Source organism: Pseudomonas sp. 86_A, from assembly GCF_017491705.1.
Classification (GTDB): Bacteria; Pseudomonadota; Gammaproteobacteria; order Pseudomonadales; family Pseudomonadaceae; genus Aquipseudomonas; species Aquipseudomonas koreensis.
On the sequence record NZ_JAFGYS010000007.1, the window covers coordinates 79,678 to 95,870 of the forward strand.

The 16,193-nt window shown below is 61.0% G+C and carries 12 protein-coding genes; 6 read left to right on the top strand and 6 right to left on the bottom strand.

The genetic code is table 11. The features are described from left to right. Nucleotides 1-110: 110 nt before the first annotated feature. The 3 genes from J5M57_RS12225 to J5M57_RS12235 are packed head-to-tail and all read left to right on the top strand — an operon-like array spanning nucleotide 111 to nucleotide 7,383. On the top strand, nucleotides 111-737 hold the full coding sequence (locus J5M57_RS12225; protein ID WP_041069609.1) for a response regulator transcription factor: 627 nt from the start codon (nucleotides 111-113) through the stop codon (nucleotides 735-737). A 7-nt stretch (nucleotides 738-744) separates the two neighbouring features. After that, nucleotides 745-4,389: a transporter substrate-binding domain-containing protein gene (locus J5M57_RS12230; RefSeq protein WP_207848133.1), complete on the top strand. Its 3,645-nt coding sequence runs from the start codon at nucleotides 745-747 to the stop codon at nucleotides 4,387-4,389. Nucleotides 4,390-4,437: 48 nt separating this feature from the next. After that, nucleotides 4,438-7,383 (top strand): HD domain-containing phosphohydrolase, encoded by a 2,946-nt coding sequence (locus tag J5M57_RS12235; RefSeq protein ID WP_207848132.1) that lies wholly within the window; start codon nucleotides 4,438-4,440, stop codon nucleotides 7,381-7,383. Here the strand turns inward: J5M57_RS12235 and J5M57_RS12240 are convergent, their stop codons facing one another. Together J5M57_RS12240 and J5M57_RS12245 are read right to left on the bottom strand one after the other, a co-directional pair. Then, nucleotides 7,384-7,866: a GAF domain-containing protein gene (locus tag J5M57_RS12240; RefSeq protein ID WP_064588559.1), complete on the bottom strand. Its 483-nt coding sequence runs from the start codon at nucleotides 7,864-7,866 to the stop codon at nucleotides 7,384-7,386. It lies immediately after the preceding gene. Next, nucleotides 7,863-8,753, bottom strand: a complete 891-nt coding sequence (locus J5M57_RS12245) for an ATP-binding protein (RefSeq protein WP_064588560.1) — start codon at nucleotides 8,751-8,753, stop codon at nucleotides 7,863-7,865. Before J5M57_RS12245 ends, J5M57_RS12240 begins: the two co-directional genes overlap by 4 nt. Nucleotides 8,754-8,919: 166 nt before the next feature. Here J5M57_RS12245 and J5M57_RS12250 point away from each other — a divergent pair, with 166 nt between their 5' ends. Next, entirely contained in the window at nucleotides 8,920-11,241 is a 2,322-nt protein-coding gene (locus tag J5M57_RS12250) for a response regulator (RefSeq protein WP_207848131.1), read from the top strand. Here the strand turns inward: J5M57_RS12250 and J5M57_RS12255 are convergent. From J5M57_RS12255 to msrB, 3 genes are all read right to left on the bottom strand, one after another. Continuing rightward, nucleotides 11,225-11,686, bottom strand: a complete 462-nt coding sequence (locus J5M57_RS12255) for a MarR family transcriptional regulator (protein ID WP_207848130.1) — start codon at nucleotides 11,684-11,686, stop codon at nucleotides 11,225-11,227. The two genes, J5M57_RS12250 and J5M57_RS12255, sit on opposite strands and share 17 nt — an antisense overlap. Next, entirely contained in the window at nucleotides 11,683-12,168 is a 486-nt protein-coding gene (locus J5M57_RS12260; protein WP_064588563.1) for a glutathione peroxidase, read from the bottom strand. Before J5M57_RS12260 ends, J5M57_RS12255 begins: the two co-directional genes overlap by 4 nt. Nucleotides 12,169-12,269: 101 nt before the next feature. Then, a complete protein-coding gene (gene msrB / locus J5M57_RS12265; protein ID WP_169841998.1) occupies nucleotides 12,270-12,665 on the bottom strand; it encodes a peptide-methionine (R)-S-oxide reductase MsrB in 396 nt (131 codons plus the stop codon). Between the two features lie 223 nt (nucleotides 12,666-12,888). Here msrB and J5M57_RS12270 point away from each other — a divergent pair, with 223 nt between their 5' ends. Together J5M57_RS12270 and htpX are read left to right on the top strand one after the other, a co-directional pair. Further along, on the top strand, nucleotides 12,889-14,100 hold the full coding sequence (locus tag J5M57_RS12270) for a pyridoxal phosphate-dependent aminotransferase (protein WP_207848129.1): 1,212 nt from the start codon (nucleotides 12,889-12,891) through the stop codon (nucleotides 14,098-14,100). A gap of 305 nt (nucleotides 14,101-14,405) precedes the next feature. Next, nucleotides 14,406-15,293: a protease HtpX gene (gene htpX / locus J5M57_RS12275; RefSeq protein WP_045122567.1), complete on the top strand. Its 888-nt coding sequence runs from the start codon at nucleotides 14,406-14,408 to the stop codon at nucleotides 15,291-15,293. Nucleotides 15,294-15,476: 183 nt separating this feature from the next. Here the strand turns inward: htpX and J5M57_RS12280 are convergent, their stop codons facing one another. Next, the gene (locus tag J5M57_RS12280; RefSeq protein WP_207848128.1) at nucleotides 15,477-16,121 is read right to left on the bottom strand and encodes a thiopurine S-methyltransferase; all 645 of its coding nucleotides are present in this window, start codon (nucleotides 16,119-16,121) and stop codon (nucleotides 15,477-15,479) included. Nucleotides 16,122-16,193 lie beyond the last annotated feature (72 nt).

The window sequence follows — 16,193 nt, forward strand, 5'->3', positions numbered from 1 at the left end:
AGTGTGTAGGACTTATCCTATATTGCTGCTAAAGCGCTGTGAGTTCATACGGCCGCTCATTTATCTGAGCTAAGGTGCGCGCTTTATTCGCGCACGTATGGGATTTGATTATGAACTCCGTTTTTATTGTCGATGATCACCCCGTCATCCGACTTGCCGTTCGAATGCTGCTCGAACATGAAGGTTACAAGGTCGTCGGCGAAACCGATAACGGGGTCGATGCCATGCAGATGGTCCGCGAATGCATGCCCGACCTGATCATCCTCGATATCAGCATCCCCAAACTCGACGGGCTCGAAGTCCTCGCCCGCTTCAACGCCATGGGCACCCCGCTCAAGACCCTGGTGCTGACGGCACAATGCCCGACCCTGTTCGGTATTCGCTGCATGCAGTCCGGTGCATCCGGTTATGTCTGCAAGGAAGAAGACTTGAGCGAACTGGTCAGCGCGATCAAGGCTGTACTTTCCGGTTACAACTATTTCCCCAGCCAGGCATTGAATCCCGTACGCAGCGACGATGTGCGCTATGCCGAACTGGAACTGTTCAAATCCGTCAATGACCGCGAACTTATGGTTCTGCAGTTATTTGCCCAAGGTCGCACCAACAAGGAAATCGCCAAAGGCATGTTTCTCAGCAACAAGACCGTCAGCACCTACAAGAAACGCCTGATGCAGAAACTCAAGGCCAGATCCCTGGTGGAACTTATCGAGATGGCCAAACGCAACGCGCTAGTGTGAGAGCCCAATGCCCAGTTGTTTAAAGATCTATCTCGCTGGATTGTGCGCAAGCCTGTGCCTGACGACTCAGGTCCATGCCGACCTCGTGCCGGCGCAAGACTACGTGCTGCGCAGCCGTTCGAGCCAGGAGGCGCTCTCCGTATCTCTGGAACCGGCGCAACGCCGTTGGTTGCAGAGTCGCAGCGAACTGGTCCTGGGCACTTCCGCACCGGATTATCCACCGTTCGACATGACCGCCAGCGGGCGCGATTACGAAGGTTTCACCGCCGATTACGCCGGCCTCGTCGGTCAGGCCGTCGATCTGCCGATCCGGGTCAAACGCTTTGCCTCAAGGGACGCTGCTCTACGAGCGCTGGTCGCCGGACAGGTCGATATGCTCGGCACCGCCAACGGTTTCGAGGCGAGCACCGCAAACGTCGCGCTGTCTGCTCCCTACGCGATCGATCAACCGGTATTGGTCACCCGCGAAGGCGAAACCCGCACACTCACCGAAGGCCTGGCCGGACTGCGGCTGAGCATGGTTTATCACTACCTGCCGCAGAGTGAAGTCAAGGCGATGTACCCCAAAGCCATCCTGACGTCTTACCCGTCCTATCAGAATGCAATCAACGCGGTGGCTTTCGATCAGGCCGACGTGTTTCTGGGCGACACCATTTCCACTCACTACATGATCAACAAGGGCTATCTGAACAACATTCGCATGGCCAATTTCGGCAAACAGGAAGCCCACGGTTTCAGTTTTGCCGTCCGCGCGGACAATCCGCAACTCCTTGCAGTCATCAACACCGCGCTGCAGGCCGTCCCGGCCAGTGAACGGGACAGCATCGCCAAGCGCTGGAGCGCCGGCAGCGACATCCTGCTGACCGACCAGAAGCTGCAACTGACTCACCATGAAGAGCAGTGGCTCAAGCAACATCCGGTGCTGCGTGTCGTCGTCAATGAGGCGTTCGCCCCGCTGACATTCTTCGACAGCGACGGCAATCTGCGGGGCATCACCGCAGACTTGCTCGAATTGCTGCGCCTGCGTACCGGCATGCGTTTCGAACTGGTGCGCAGCCGCAGCGACGGCGACATGATCGAGCAGATCAAGCAGCATCGGGCCGACCTCATCGCCGCGCTGTTGCCCAGTCCCGAGCGGGAACAGTCCCTGCTGTTCAGTCGGCCCTACCTGGAAAACTCCTATGTCCTGCTGACACGCAAGTCCGCCGACAGCCCGACGCACCCCACTCAGCTCAAGGGCCGATACCTGGCAATCGCCCAAGGCAATCCCATGACCGATTATCTGCGCCGCCAGTTCCCCAATATTCACCTGACTGAAACCTCCGATACGTTCGGTGCTGCGACCTTGCTCGCCGAAGGCAAGGTCGATGGCGCCGTCGCCTCGCTGGTAATCGCCAACTACCTGATTGCGTCGCGGATCTTCGAGCATCAGTTGCAGATCACCACCACCCTGGGCACCCGCCAGGCGGCTTTTTCGCTGGCCACCGCCCGCGACAACACCGAATTGGCGTCGATCCTCGACAAGGCGCTGCTGAGCATCACGCCCGAGAAGCTGGGGGTCATCAACAGTCGCTGGCGTGGTTTTTCCAACGCCGCGCAAGGCAACTGGCATCACTACCAGCGCCTGTTCTATCAACTGATCGGCGCAGCGTGTCTGTTGCTCGTGCTGTCACTGCTGTGGAATGCCTACATGCGTCGGCAGATCAAGCAGCGCCAGGCGGCCGAGCGCGCCTTGAACGATCAGTTCGAGTTCATGCGTTCACTGGTCAATGGCACGCCGCACCCGATTTATGTGCGTGACCGCCGAGGCCTGCTGCACAGCTGCAACGACAGCTACCTCGAAGCCTTCAACGCCAAGCGCGAAGATGTGATCGGCAAAAGCGTCATGCAGGGCACTCTGAGCAATGCCTTCGAAGCACAAGCGTTTCAGGCGGACTACCAGCGGGTCATGGCCGAAGGCACGCCGCTGGTGCTGGACCGTCCATTGCACATTGGCGGCCGGCGGCTGACGATCTACCACTGGATCCTGCCGTACCGCGATTCCAGCGGCGATGTACAAGGGATCATCGGCGGCTGGATCGACATCAGCGAGCGCCGCCAACTGTTCGATGAATTGCGCATGGCCAAGGAACAGGCGGACAAAGCCAACCGCGCCAAAAGCACCTTCCTGGCCACCATGAGCCACGAAATCCGTACGCCGATGAACGCCGTCATCGGCATGCTCGAATTGACGCTCGAGCGCATGGCCGCGCAACACCCGGACCGCGCATCGATCGAAACGGCCTACTGCTCGGCCAAGGACCTGCTGGGCTTGATCGGTGACATCCTCGATATCGCCCGAATCGAGTCCGGGCGCCTGAGCCTGAGTCCGGAGCGGGTCAATCTGGTGGAGACGGTGGCATCGGTGGTGAGGATCTTCGACGGCCTGGCCCGCCAGAAAAACCTTGCCCTGGCCTTGTCCGTCAATCCCCCCGGACTCCAGGTCGATGTCGAACTGGATCCGTTACGCTTCAAGCAAATCCTCTCCAACCTCATCAGCAACGCGATCAAATTCACCGAGTGCGGGCAAGTGCGGGTGACGCTGGATGTGCAGCCCAACGGCCCGGGCAAGTGTTCGCTCATTCAGTTGACGATCCAGGACACCGGCGTCGGGATCTGTATCGAAGATCAACAGCGTCTGTTCGAACCCTTCGCCCAGGCCGAAAATGGCCGTCAGCAGGCCCGCAGCGGCGCGGGTCTGGGGCTGGTCATCTGCCGTAACCTTTGCGAAATGATGGGTGGCCAGTTGCAATTGAGCAGCCAGCCCGGCATCGGCACCCAGGTCTGCCTGTCGCTGCCCCTGCAAACCCTGCCCTGCAAAGCCACCCCGGTGAAAGCCGAGCCGCCGGTTCGTACGTCCTTTACACCGCTGAACATCCTGGTGGTCGATGATCACCCGGCCAATCGCTTGCTGATGTGCCAGCAACTGGAGTTTCTCGGGCATCGCTTCAGCCTGGCCGAAGAGGGGCGCAGCGGCTTCGAACAGTGGCAGGCCGGCGAATTCGACCTGGTCATCGCTGACTGCAACATGCCGCTGATGAACGGCTATGAGCTGACCGCCGCCATCCGCCAGCACGAGCAACGCACGGGGCGCGCGCCGTGCACGGTGCTGGGCTTCACGGCCAACGCGCAGCCTGAGGAAGTACAACGCTGCAAACAGGCCGGGATGGATGACTGCCTGTTCAAACCCTTGAGCCTCAGCGCGCTGAGCCAGTGGGTCAACGGCTTGCAACCCGTGGCACCCGAGCCTGCCTACAATGCCCTCGGGCTGAATCAGTTGACGGGCGGCAACCCGCTTCAGACCCGACGCCTGCTCGCGGAGTTGCTCAAGAGCAGCCGCCTTGATCGACACGAATTGCTGGACCTGGCCCCGCATAATGATCGTGAGGCGCTGGCGATGATGGCGCACAAGATCAAGGGCGCAGCCCGGATCGCTCAGGCGTCGCGCCTGATAGCCCACTGCGAGGCACTCGAACAAGCCTGCACACCCGGCTCGCCTTTGCCCACGATCGTGCGCTGCATTCAGGCCACGGACACCGCCATGGTCGAACTGGAGCAGGCCTTGCAGCAACAAATGGACTCGCTTGAAAAAAGCACAATGACCGAGCCTTAACTATGCTTTGGCGCTGAGCAGTGTGTTTACTTCAATGGAGAGTCAGCAATGCCCAGCCCACTGCGCCCGGATCAACGCCGATTTCCTCTGCACGTGCACATCAGCGTCATGTTCACCTTTCTGCTGTTGCTGACCGGCGTCGTATTGGGACTGTTCAATTATCGCCAGACCACCCGGATCATCCTGTCGAGCAGCGAAAACCTGTTCAATCGCATCGAACAGGACGTGCGCCTGGACCTGCAGGCCACCTACGAACCGATCCGGCATCTGCTGAGCCTGCTGTCGGTCAACCAGGCGGCCGAGGCTGCAAATCTGCAACAGCGTCTGGCACTGCTCAAGCCGTTCAGCCAGTCGCTCAAGGACAACACCAACCTCGCGTCACTGTATCTGGGGTACGGCAACGGCGACTTTTTCATGGTGCGCCCCTTGCGCACCAGCGCCCTGAAGACCCTGCTCAAGGCGCCTCCGGCAGCGGCCTATCAGGTCTGGAGCATCGAACACGCGGCCAGTGGCACTGCGTCCTCACAGTCGTTGTTCTTCGATGAGTCGCTGAACCCGGTCGGACGCCAGGACAACCCCGACGATCGCTACGACCCGCGCACCCGCAACTGGTACCGCAACGCGCTGGCGCAGGGCGATCAGATCACCACCGAACCCTATGTGTTTTTCTCCACGCACAACGTCGGCACCACCCTGGCCCGACGCAGCAGCGAAACGACGGTAATCGGCGCTGACCTGACCCTGGCCGCGCTGTCGGCCACTCTGATCAAACATGTAGTCACCCCTTCCACCGAAATCGTGCTGTTCGACGCCGATGGCAATGCCGTGGCCTATCCGGACAGCAGCCGGTTGATTGTCGACGACAGCAGCGCCCGCCTGGCCAAGGCCGCCGACCTGAGCCCTGGTCTGCACGCGCTGCTGTCCACCGCGCATCAGGGCAAACGGCTGGACGTCGATGGCCGTCACTGGATCGTCGCCCGCACCCATCTGCAGGAAGGCGGGCCGAAAGGACTGCAGATGGCCCTGCTGGTGCCGGAAAACGAGTTGCTCGCCGACGCCTACCGCATGCGCTGGCAAGGCGCGCTGATCACCCTTGCGACGTTGCTGTTGTGCCTGCCGCTGGGTTGGCTGATATCGCGGATTCTGGTCAAGCCGCTGCACGCGCTGGTCAAGGAAGCCGACGCGATTCGCAGTTTCGACTTCAACTTTCCGGTCACCCGTCGCTCGCCGGTGCTGGAGGTGGACCAGTTGAGCCTGTCGATGGCGCGGATGAAGGACACGCTCGCCAGTTTCTTCCGCATCACCGACAGCCTGTGCGCCGAAACCCGCTTCGCCCCCCTGCTGCAACGGGTGCTGTTTGAAACGGTGCGGATCGCCCAGGCCCAGGCAGGCTTGATCTATTTGCGCGAAAGCGATGGCAACCGGATGGAACCTTATGGGCTGGTGATCGACGGCGTCTCCCAGGAACCGGGTGCGTTCAATGTGTTGGGCGGCGAGCTTCTGGCGGGTCAGGGGCCGGCGTGGTTCCAGCAACTGAGCAATGCTGACAACGTGGTGACCAGCCTTGGCTTCGACCAGGCCGGCGACTTGCAGAAAGTGCTGCTGGCAATGCAGTCGCCGCGCATTCATCTGATCGGCATTCGCCTGCGCAATCGGCACAACGAGACCATCGGTCTGTTGATTCTGCTGATCAATGACAGCGGCAGCGCCCAGGACCTGGAGAAACTGCGCCCGGACCGCATCGCCTTTCTGCAAGCGGTCTCCGGCGCTGCAGCGGTCAGCATCGAAAGCCAGCGCCTGCAGGCGAAGCAGAAGCAGTTGCTCGATGCGTTCATCCAGTTGCTGGCCGGTGCGATCGACGCCAAGAGTCCGTATACCGGTGGTCACTGCCAACGTGTCCCGGAACTGACGCTGATGCTCGCGCAGGCCGCTGCCGCCAGTCAGGCCCCGGCGTTTCGCGGCTATCAGCCAAACGAAGACGAATGGGAAGCCCTGCACATCGCCGCCTGGCTGCATGACTGCGGCAAGGTCACCACGCCGGAGTATGTCGTCGACAAGGCCACCAAACTGGAAACCCTCAACGACCGCATCCACGAAATCCGCACACGCTTCGAAGTGCTCAAGCGCGACGCCTGGATCAGCTACTGGCAGGCGCTGGCCTTGGGCGGTGACGAGGCACAACTGAGAGAGCGACGAGAGACCACGCTGACGGAGCTGGACGACGACTTTGCGTTTGTCGCCCGCTGCAATCTTGGCGGTGAGGCCATGGCGCCAGCCGATCTGCAACGCCTTGAGCGCATTGCCGAACGCCGCTGGACGCGCACCCTCGATGATCGTCTCGGCGTATCCTGGGAGGAGAACCGCCGGCAGACGCGCACGCCGGCGCCGACGCTGCCGGTCAGCGAACCGCTGCTGGCGGACAGACCCGAACACCTGATCGAACGCGCCGACAGCGAACTGATTCCGGAGGACAATCCGTGGGGGTTCAAACTGGATGTGCCGCGCTACAAATACAACCGCGGCGAACTCTACAACCTGAGCATTGCCCGCGGCACGCTGACCCGCGAAGAGCGCTACATCATCAATCACCACATGGTGCAGACGATTCTGATGCTCAGCCACCTGCCCTTCCCCGGGCACCTGGACAGCGTCGCGGAAATTGCCGGCGGGCATCACGAAAAAATGGACGGCAGCGGTTACCCCAAACGCCTGAAGCGCGAGGAGATGAGCCTGCCGGCAAGGATGATGGCGATTGCCGATATTTTCGAAGCACTGACCGCGGCTGACCGCCCCTACAAGAAGGCCAAATCCCTGAGCGAGGCGTTGGGGATCATGGCCACCATGTGCCGCGAGGCGCACATCGATGCCGAATTGTTCGGGCTGTTCATCAACGACGGGGTGTACATGCAGTACGCCGCGCGGTTTCTCGACCCACGGCAGATCGATGCGGTGGAACCGGCCAGCCTGTTGCGCAAGGCTGGCCTGAGCGCCTGATCAGCAGTCGGTCAGACGCAGGAAAATGGCCGCCAGATGCTCGATACCGGCCTGATCGTCCACGCCGAAACGCGCCAGTTTCGGGCTGTCGAGATCGAGCACGCCGATCAGTCGACCGTCCTTGACCAGTGGCACCACCAGCTCGCTGTTCGAGGCGCTGTCGCAGGCGATGTGCCCGGGGAAGGCATGCACGTCTTCGACACGCTGGGTCTGCAGGCTGGCCGCCGCCGCGCCGCATACGCCACGCCCGAACGGAATGCGCACGCAGGCGATCTGGCCCTGGAACGGGCCAAGCACCAGTTCTTCGTTGCGATTGAGGTAAAAGCCAGCCCAGTTCAGGTCATCGAGCTGGTTGAACAGGAACGCCGAAAACTGCGCGGCGTTGGCGATGAAATCGCGCTCGTCCGCCAGCAGCGACTCCAGTTGCGCGGCCAACAGGCCATAGCCTTCGAGGCCCTGGCCGCTTTGTTGCAAATCAATCATGCCTTGTGCTCCAGCAATTTCAGTCCCACCCAGTAACGGGCGAATTGGTACGCGCAACGTCCGTTGCGATTGCCGCGCCCGGTTGCCCAGCGCACAGCGAGAATGTCCAGCGCTTCGTCACGCTGCCAGCTCAGTCCGGCCTTGGCCGCCAACTGGCCGATCCAGTGTTCGACGACGTTGAGAAAGTGTTCCTGGGTAAATGGATAGAACGACAGCCACAGGCCAAAGCGATCCGACAGCGCGATCTTGTCTTCCACCGCTTCGCTGGGGTGCAGTTCGCCGTCGACGCGCTTCCAGTTTTCGTTGTCGCTTTCCTTCTCCGGCACCAGATGGCGACGGTTGGAGGTGGCGTACAGCAAGACGTTGTCCGGGGCTTGTTCGAGCGAGCCGTCGAGCACGCTTTTCAGTACGCGATAATCGCCTTCGCCGGATTCGAACGACAGGTCATCACAGAACAGCACAAAGCGCTGCGGCAGTTTGCCAATCTGCTCGACCACGCGCGGCAGATCCGCCAGATGATCGCGCTCGATCTCGATCAAACGCAGGCCGGCGTCGGCGTGCTCGGCCAACAACGCGCGCACCAGCGAGGATTTGCCGGTACCGCGCGAGCCCCACAGCAGCGCGTGGTTGGCCGGCATGCCATCGAGAAACTGTTGGGTGTTACGCCCCAGTTGCTCCAGTTGCCGGTCGACACCGATCAGGTCGGACAGGCGCATGTCGAGGCTGACTTCCAGCGGCAGCAGATACCCACTGCGCCCGTCACGTTGCCAGCGCGCCGCCAGGCAAGTGCCCCAGTCGATCAGCGGACGCGGCGCCGGCAGCAAGGGTTCGATCCGCGCCAGAACCGACTCGGCACGTTCAAGAAAAGCATTCAATCGGGAATCCACGTCTTCTCCTCGGGCACGTTCACAGTGATGATGTCGATCCAGCGACGACAGACAGATCTCAACTCCCCGCTCGGGCCTTGTTACAAGGCGATTCGGGAACCTCGGTATCCATACATGATCGACTATGCTTGAGCAGCGAAGGGAAACGGAAGTGGTTCAACACCCCATGGATATCAAATTCACCCACCGGCTGTCTTACAAGCAAGCCAGATTCACTGTGCTGGTCGGGTTCATTCTGGGCACGCTGCTCAGCCTGCTGCAAATCGGCATCGATTATGCCAGCGAAGACGCCTCCATCAACCGTGAAATCCTGTCGTTGCTGGAAATCAGCCACAATCCGGCGTCGCGGATCGCCTACAACATCGACGCGGAACTGGCTCAGGAACTGACCCTGGGCCTGTTGCGTTCGCCGGCGATCATCTCTGCGCAGCTGACCGACAACAACGGCAATGTACTGGCCAGCGTCAAACGCCCGGAGCTGCAAAGCGGCTATCGGGTGATCAGCGACTTCCTGTTCGGCGCCAAGCGCCAGTTCGAAGACCGCCTGTACCTCGATCACTTGCCCAACGAATCGCTGGGCACGCTGAGCCTGGAAGTCGACACCTACGCCTTCGGCAGCCGCTTCCTGCGCCGCGCCGAGGTGACCCTGCTCAACGGCTTTGCCCGCAGCCTGATCCTCACCGGGATTCTCCTGGCGCTGTTCTACGTAATGCTGACCAAGCCACTGGTACGGCTGATCCGCGAACTCAGCGGACGCGACGCGCGCAGCGCAGAGCCGACCAAGCTGGAATGCCCGGCCGGACACGCCAATGACGAAATCGGCGAACTGGTCAGGGTTGCCAACCAGCAGTTCGACAACATCGCCACAGAAATCCAGCAACGGCGCAACGCCGAAAACCGCCTGACCGATTACCTCGGGCAACTGGAGCACATCGTCTCGGCCCGCACCGCCGAACTCAAGGCCATCAACGCGCGGCTCAGCCAGTCCAACCAGGAGCTGGAAATCGCCCGCAGCACCGCACTGGACATGGCCGAAGCGCGTTCGGCGTTCCTCGCCAACATGAGCCACGAGATCCGCACGCCGCTCAACGGCTTGCTGGGAATGATCGCCCTCTCCCTCGACGGACCGCTGAACGCCGAGCAGCAGCAACAGCTGTCGATTGCCCATGACTCGGGCAAGGTTCTGGTGGAGTTGCTCAACGATATTCTCGACCTGTCCAAGTTCGATGCCGGGCAACTGGAGCTTGAACACATCCCGTTCGACCTCGGCTCGCTGGTCGAGGACACCGCCAACCTGCTGTCGCAGAATGCGGCGCCCAGTGTCGAACTGACGTGCCTGATCGACCCGCATTTCCCGGCGCTGGTGCTGGGCGATCCGACCCGGGTGCGGCAGATCGTCAGCAACCTGTTGTCCAATGCCCTGAAATTCACCCGGTTCGGCCGGGTCGATGTGCGCCTCTCCGCCCATCAGGACGGGGTGCGCATCGAAGTTTGCGATACCGGGATCGGCATCGCCCAGGACGCTCAGGTGAAGATCTTCCAGCCGTTCACCCAGGCCGGCGCCGGCATCACCCGTCAGTACGGTGGCACCGGCCTCGGTCTGGCGCTGACCTACAACCTGTGCGAAGCCATGCAGGGCCGACTGACCATCAGTTCCGAAGCCGGTTTCGGCAGTCAGTTCTGCGCCGAGCTGCCGCTGCCATGCCACACCCGGGCGGTCATGCCGCCACCGCTGCACGGCAAGGTCCTGGCGATCACCGCCTCCAGCAGCGGGCTGGCAGAGTTGCTCAAGACCTTGCTGCCGGTGTGGAGCGTGACCTATGAACAGCGCACCATGGACGATCCGTTGCTGGGCCTGTCGCCCGACCTGGTGATCACCGATTGCCCGGAGTGCCTGTTCAGTCTGCGCCCGACCGTCAGCACACCGATCCTGGTGGTCACCGCCTACGGCAGTTTCATGCCCGGGGAAGAGGCCGCCGCGCTCGCCCCGTTGCAGCAACAGGCCCGGCCGCTGGCGCGCAACGCGCTGTATCAGATCCTGCGGCGCATCCTGCTGGCCGATGTCACCACAATCAACGATGCGCGCCTCGAGAACCTGCCGGTCCGACGGCGCGGCAAGGTGCTGCTGGTGGAGGACAATCCGGTCAACCAACTGGTGGCCAAAGGCATGCTCGGCAAACTCGGCTGCGACGTGGTGGTCGCGGCCCACGGCGCCGAAGCGCTCGATCAACTGGAACACGATGAATTCGATCTGGTGCTGATGGACTGCAACATGCCGGTGATGGACGGCTACGAAGCGAGCCGGCAGATCCGCCAGAGCGGGCGCTGGCCGCATCTGCCGATCGTCGCGCTGACGGCCAACGCCATGTCCGAGGAACGCGAGCGGTGCCGCGCCGCCGGCATGAGCGATTACCTGGCCAAGCCGTTCCGCCGCGAAGAGCTGGCGGCGCTGCTCGACCAGTGGATCCCGACTACGACAGTGCTTTGATCTGGCCCAGCAGGTGATCGAGACCGTTGCGCAAATCGTTGAGCCGATCGAGGTCCACCCCGCTGTCGCACAACAAGCGGGCCTTGAGTGGCCCGACCTGTTCGCGCAGCGCCTGCCCTTGCGCGGTCAGGCTCAGGTGGACTTCGCGTTCATCGCGCGCCGAGCGCTGGCGCTGCACCAACTGCAGCTGCTCAAGACGCTTGAGCAGCGGCGTCAGCGTGCCGGAATCCAGCGCCAGGCGCTCGCCCAAGGCCTTCACCGTCGGTTGCTCCGGCGCACTGTCCTGCCATTCCCACAGCACCAGCATCGCCAGGTACTGCGGGTAAGTCAGGCCAAGCTGATCGAGCATCGGTTTGTAGGCACGAATCACCGCCCGGGACGCGGCGTACAGCTTGAAGCACAACTGGCTGTCGAGCTTCAGCGAATCGACGGGCAGGCTGTTCATTTGAGCAGGGCTTCGATCTCGCCGCTCAGCTCCTGCGGCTTGGTGGTCGGGGCAAAACGCTTGACCAGTTGACCATCCTTGCCAATCAGGAACTTGGTGAAGTTCCACTTGATGCCTTGAGAGCCGAGCAGGCCCGGAGCGCGCTTTTTCAACTGCACGAACAGCGGATGCGCGTCGGCCCCGTTGACGTCGATCTTCTTGAACAACGGGAAACTGACGCCGTAGTTCAGCTCACAGAACTCACTGATCGCGCCCTCGTTGCCCGGCTCCTGCTTGCCGAACTGATTGCACGGGAAACCCAGCACCACCAGGCCCTGATCCTTGTAGGTCTGCCACAGCTCTTCCAGGCCTTTGTATTGCGGGGTGAAACCGCACTTGCTGGCGGTGTTGACCACCAGCACCGCTTTGCCAGCGTAATCGGCGAGGGTCTTTTGCTCACCCTTGATGTTGGTGACCGGGATATTCAGCAGGTTGGCGCTCATGGGTTGGCTCCGCGGGTTATCGGGAAAAGCAAAACATAGCGAGCAATTAAATTGTGTGCAATTTAATTCTCCGAAAGGCGACCCGAAGGTCGCCCGCTCGATTATTCGCGCGGCTCGAGATTCAGGCACACCGAGTTGATGCAATAGCGCAGACCGGTCGGCGGCGGTCCGTCAGGGAATACGTGTCCCAGATGCGCATCACATTTGGCACATTTCACTTCGGTGCGGATCATGCCGTGGCTGGTATCGCGGATTTCGGTCATGGCGCTTTCGCCGATCGGCGCGTAGAAACTCGGCCAGCCGCAGCCGGAATCGAATTTGGTCGTGGAATCGAACAGCGCCTCGTTGCAGCAGACGCAGTGATAGACACCGGCGGTCTTGGTGGCGTTGTATTTGCCGGAGAACGGCCGTTCGGTCGCACTGAGACGGCACACGTTGTACTGCTCCGGGTCGAGCATCGCACGCCATTCTTCCAGGGTTTTTTCCAACTTTTCCATCATCACACCTCAGCGGCTGAAAAAGCCCGATCTGTACCTTTTCCACGGATCGGGTGGCACGTATGATTGCGCCTCGTCACACGCCAGTCTGGCAGCCAGACCGGGCGCATTCAAACGGATTCTCGGCGCCAGGGCGCAAGACTCCGCCTGTGCGAAGACGCAGGAATCCCAGTACGGTTGGCCATCCGCCGTCTGGATCGTTCATTTTCGGGATCACATCGCCATGCAGTTCAGCAAATCGAACAAGCTCGCCAACGTCTGCTACGACATTCGCGGCCCGGTGCTCAAGCACGCCAAACGTCTGGAGGAGGAAGGCCAGCGCATCCTCAAGCTGAACATCGGCAACCCGGCGCCGTTTGGTTTCGAAGCGCCGGACGAAATTCTCCAGGATGTGATCCGCAACCTGCCGACGGCGCAGGGCTACAGCGACTCCAAAGGTCTGTTCAGCGCCCGTAAAGCGGTGATGCAGTACTACCAGCAAAAAAACGTTGAAGGTGTCGGCATTGAAGACATCTACCTGGGCAACGGCGTGTCCGAACTGATCGTGATGTCGTTGCAGGCGCTGCTCAACAACGGCGACGAAGTGCTGGTACCGGCCCCGGACTACCCGCTGTGGACCGCGGCCGTGAGCCTGGCCGGCGGCAACGCCGTGCATTATCTGTGCGACGAGGGGGCCGGCTGGTTCCCTGATCTGGCCGACATCAAGGCCAAGATCACCCCGAACACCAAGGCCATGGTGATCATTAACCCGAACAACCCGACCGGCGCGGTGTATTCGAAGGAAGTGTTGCTGGGGATGCTGGAAATCGCCCGCGCGCACAACCTGGTGGTGTTCTCCGACGAGATCTACGACAAGATCCTCTACGACGACGCCGTGCACATCTGCACCGCTTCGCTGGCCCCGGACCTGCTGTGCCTGACCTTCAACGGCCTGTCGAAATCCTACCGCGTAGCCGGTTTCCGCTCCGGCTGGATCGCCATCTCCGGGCCGAAACACAATGCCCAGAGCTACATTGAAGGCATCGACATGCTGGCCAACATGCGCCTGTGTGCCAACGTGCCGAGCCAGCATGCGATCCAGACCGCCCTCGGTGGCTACCAGAGCATCAACGATCTGGTGCTGCCGCAAGGTCGCCTGCTCGAGCAGCGCAACCGCACCTGGGAGTTGCTCAACGACATTCCGGGCGTCAGCTGCGTGAAACCGATGGGCGCGCTGTATGCGTTCCCACGGATCGACCCGAAGGTCTGCCCAATCCACAACGACGAGAAATTCGTCCTCGACCTGCTGCTCTCCGAGAAGCTGCTGGTGGTGCAAGGCACGGCGTTCAACTGGCCGTGGCCGGATCACTTCCGCGTGGTCACGCTGCCGCGTATCGACGATCTCGAGATGGCCATCGGCCGCATCGGCAACTTCCTCAAATCCTACCGCCAATAACCGGCCAACAGTGCGCAACGGCCCCCACGTTGCGCACTGTCTGATTCAGCAACACTTCTGCCCTCCCCCGCCTCGCTGCGCCTTCTACACTTGCGATTCATATGGCTTAAACGCGTCTGACGTAATGGCGGCGGGAGGCGGCTGCCTGTCAGCCCTTTCGGTTTTGATCGTGGGCAATGACCTGCAGACCCCGCAATGCGCTGTAGGACACAGTTTGAAATAGTCACTCGGTTGAATCACCCGGTGCCGCACCTTATATACCCCGCAGTACGCTACATCTTTAGCTTGAGGAGATTTCTACAACCATGATGCGCATCCTGCTGTTTTTGGCCACTAACCTGGCGGTCGTGCTGATAGCCAGCATCACCCTGAGCCTGTTCGGCTTCAACGGGTTCATGGCGGCCAACGGGGTTGATCTCAACCTCAGTCAGCTGCTGGTTTTCTGTGCGGTCTTTGGTTTCGCCGGTTCGCTGTTCTCGCTGTTCATCTCCAAGTGGATGGCGAAGATGAGCACCAGCACCCAGATCATCACCCAGCCACGCACCCGGCATGAGCAATGGCTGCTGCAAACCGTCGAGCAACTGTCCCGCGAAGCCGGGATCAAGATGCCCGAAGTCGGTATTTTCCCGGCCTACGAAGCAAACGCCTTCGCCACCGGCTGGAACAAGAACGACGCGCTGGTCGCGGTCAGCCAGGGCCTGCTCGAGCGCTTTTCGCCGGATGAAGTGAAAGCCGTGCTGGCCCACGAAATCGGTCACGTGGCCAACGGTGACATGGTCACCCTGGCCCTGATCCAGGGCGTGGTGAACACCTTCGTGATGTTCTTTGCGCGGATCATCGGCAACTTCGTCGACAAGGTGATCTTCAAGAACGAAGAAGGCCAAGGCATCGCCTACTACGTGGCGACCATCTTCGCCGAACTGGTACTGGGCATTCTCGCCAGCGCCATCGTCATGTGGTTCTCGCGTAAACGCGAATTCCGCGCCGACGAAGCCGGCGCACGTCTGGCGGGTACCAACGCGATGATCGGCGCCCTGCAACGCCTGCGCGCCGAACAGGGCCTGCCGGTGCACATGCCGGACACCCTGAACGCCTTTGGTATCAACGGTGGCATCAAACAGGGCTTTGCCCGCATGTTCATGAGCCACCCGCCGCTGGAAGAGCGTATCGACGCCCTGCGTCGTCGCGGTTGATTTGACCGGTGTGACCATGAAAAAGGCCCGCAGTGATGCGGGCCTTTTTTATACATACGAATAATGGTTGTTGCTGATGACCTCTTCGCGAGCAGGCTTGCTCCCACATTGGATTGTTGTATACAGGTCCAGTGTGGGAGCGAGCCTGCTCGCGAAGGGGCCGGCACTGTCAGCAAAAATCTATCAGGAGGAAACCCGGTAAACCCGCTCCTCCAACCGCGTCACGCCCGCCTGCAGGAACCTGACACTCTCTGCCAGCACATCCTGCTCCTCAAGCACCTGCACCTGCCAGACTTCGCTCAGCAACCGCTGCACTTCATCATCCCCCACCGCAAACGGTGGCCCTGGCATCTGCGCCTGATCGTAATCCAGCGTAATCAACAGCCCTTGCACACGCTGCGCCAGGATCTGCTGAAGATGCGCCGCATAACGTTCACGCATCGGCGCTGGCAAGGCGATCAGCGCGGCGCGGTCGTATAACGCGGTGCAATCGTCTACATCGCTCGCTGTCAGCGCAAAAAAGTCGCCGCACCACAACTCGATGGCGTCACCGCGATAGACCTTGAACGCACCCTTCTGGCTGATCTGCGGCTGCACCTGATGCTCATTGAAAAAGCTCTCGATGGCCTTTTCCGACAGTTCGATCCCAAGCACCTGATGACCGCGCCCGGCCAGCCACGTCAAATCCAGACTTTTCCCACACAACGGCACGAGCACTCGCGCCGTTGTCGGTACCGCCCAGTGCTGCTGCAGATACGGGTTCACCTCAGGCCGATGAAAGCCGATCTGATTGGATTCCCACTTCTTGTGCCAAAACTCAGGCTGCATGCATCACCCCAAAAAAATCGATCAAAAGGCGTTAAAACTTATATTAGATTTAGATCAATAAACTGACTGAAG

Bases quoted from the DNA above. Each gene is read 5' to 3' on its own strand.
- J5M57_RS12240 (WP_064588559.1), bottom strand. From the start codon at position 7,866: ATGATTGATTTGCAACAAAGCGGCCAGGGCCTCGAAGGCTATGGCCTG.
- J5M57_RS12280 (WP_207848128.1), bottom strand. From the start codon at position 16,121: ATGCAGCCTGAGTTTTGGCACAAGAAGTGGGAATCCAATCAGATCGGC.
- J5M57_RS12260 (WP_064588563.1), bottom strand. From the start codon at position 12,168: ATGAGCGCCAACCTGCTGAATATCCCGGTCACCAACATCAAGGGTGAG.
- J5M57_RS12270 (WP_207848129.1), top strand. From the start codon at position 12,889: ATGCAGTTCAGCAAATCGAACAAGCTCGCCAACGTCTGCTACGACATT.
- J5M57_RS12230 (WP_207848133.1), top strand. From the start codon at position 745: ATGCCCAGTTGTTTAAAGATCTATCTCGCTGGATTGTGCGCAAGCCTG.
- msrB (WP_169841998.1), bottom strand. From the start codon at position 12,665: ATGGAAAAGTTGGAAAAAACCCTGGAAGAATGGCGTGCGATGCTCGAC.
- htpX (WP_045122567.1), top strand. From the start codon at position 14,406: ATGATGCGCATCCTGCTGTTTTTGGCCACTAACCTGGCGGTCGTGCTG.
- J5M57_RS12255 (WP_207848130.1), bottom strand. From the start codon at position 11,686: ATGAACAGCCTGCCCGTCGATTCGCTGAAGCTCGACAGCCAGTTGTGC.
- J5M57_RS12235 (WP_207848132.1), top strand. From the start codon at position 4,438: ATGCCCAGCCCACTGCGCCCGGATCAACGCCGATTTCCTCTGCACGTG.
- J5M57_RS12250 (WP_207848131.1), top strand. From the start codon at position 8,920: ATGGATATCAAATTCACCCACCGGCTGTCTTACAAGCAAGCCAGATTC.
- J5M57_RS12225 (WP_041069609.1), top strand. From the start codon at position 111: ATGAACTCCGTTTTTATTGTCGATGATCACCCCGTCATCCGACTTGCC.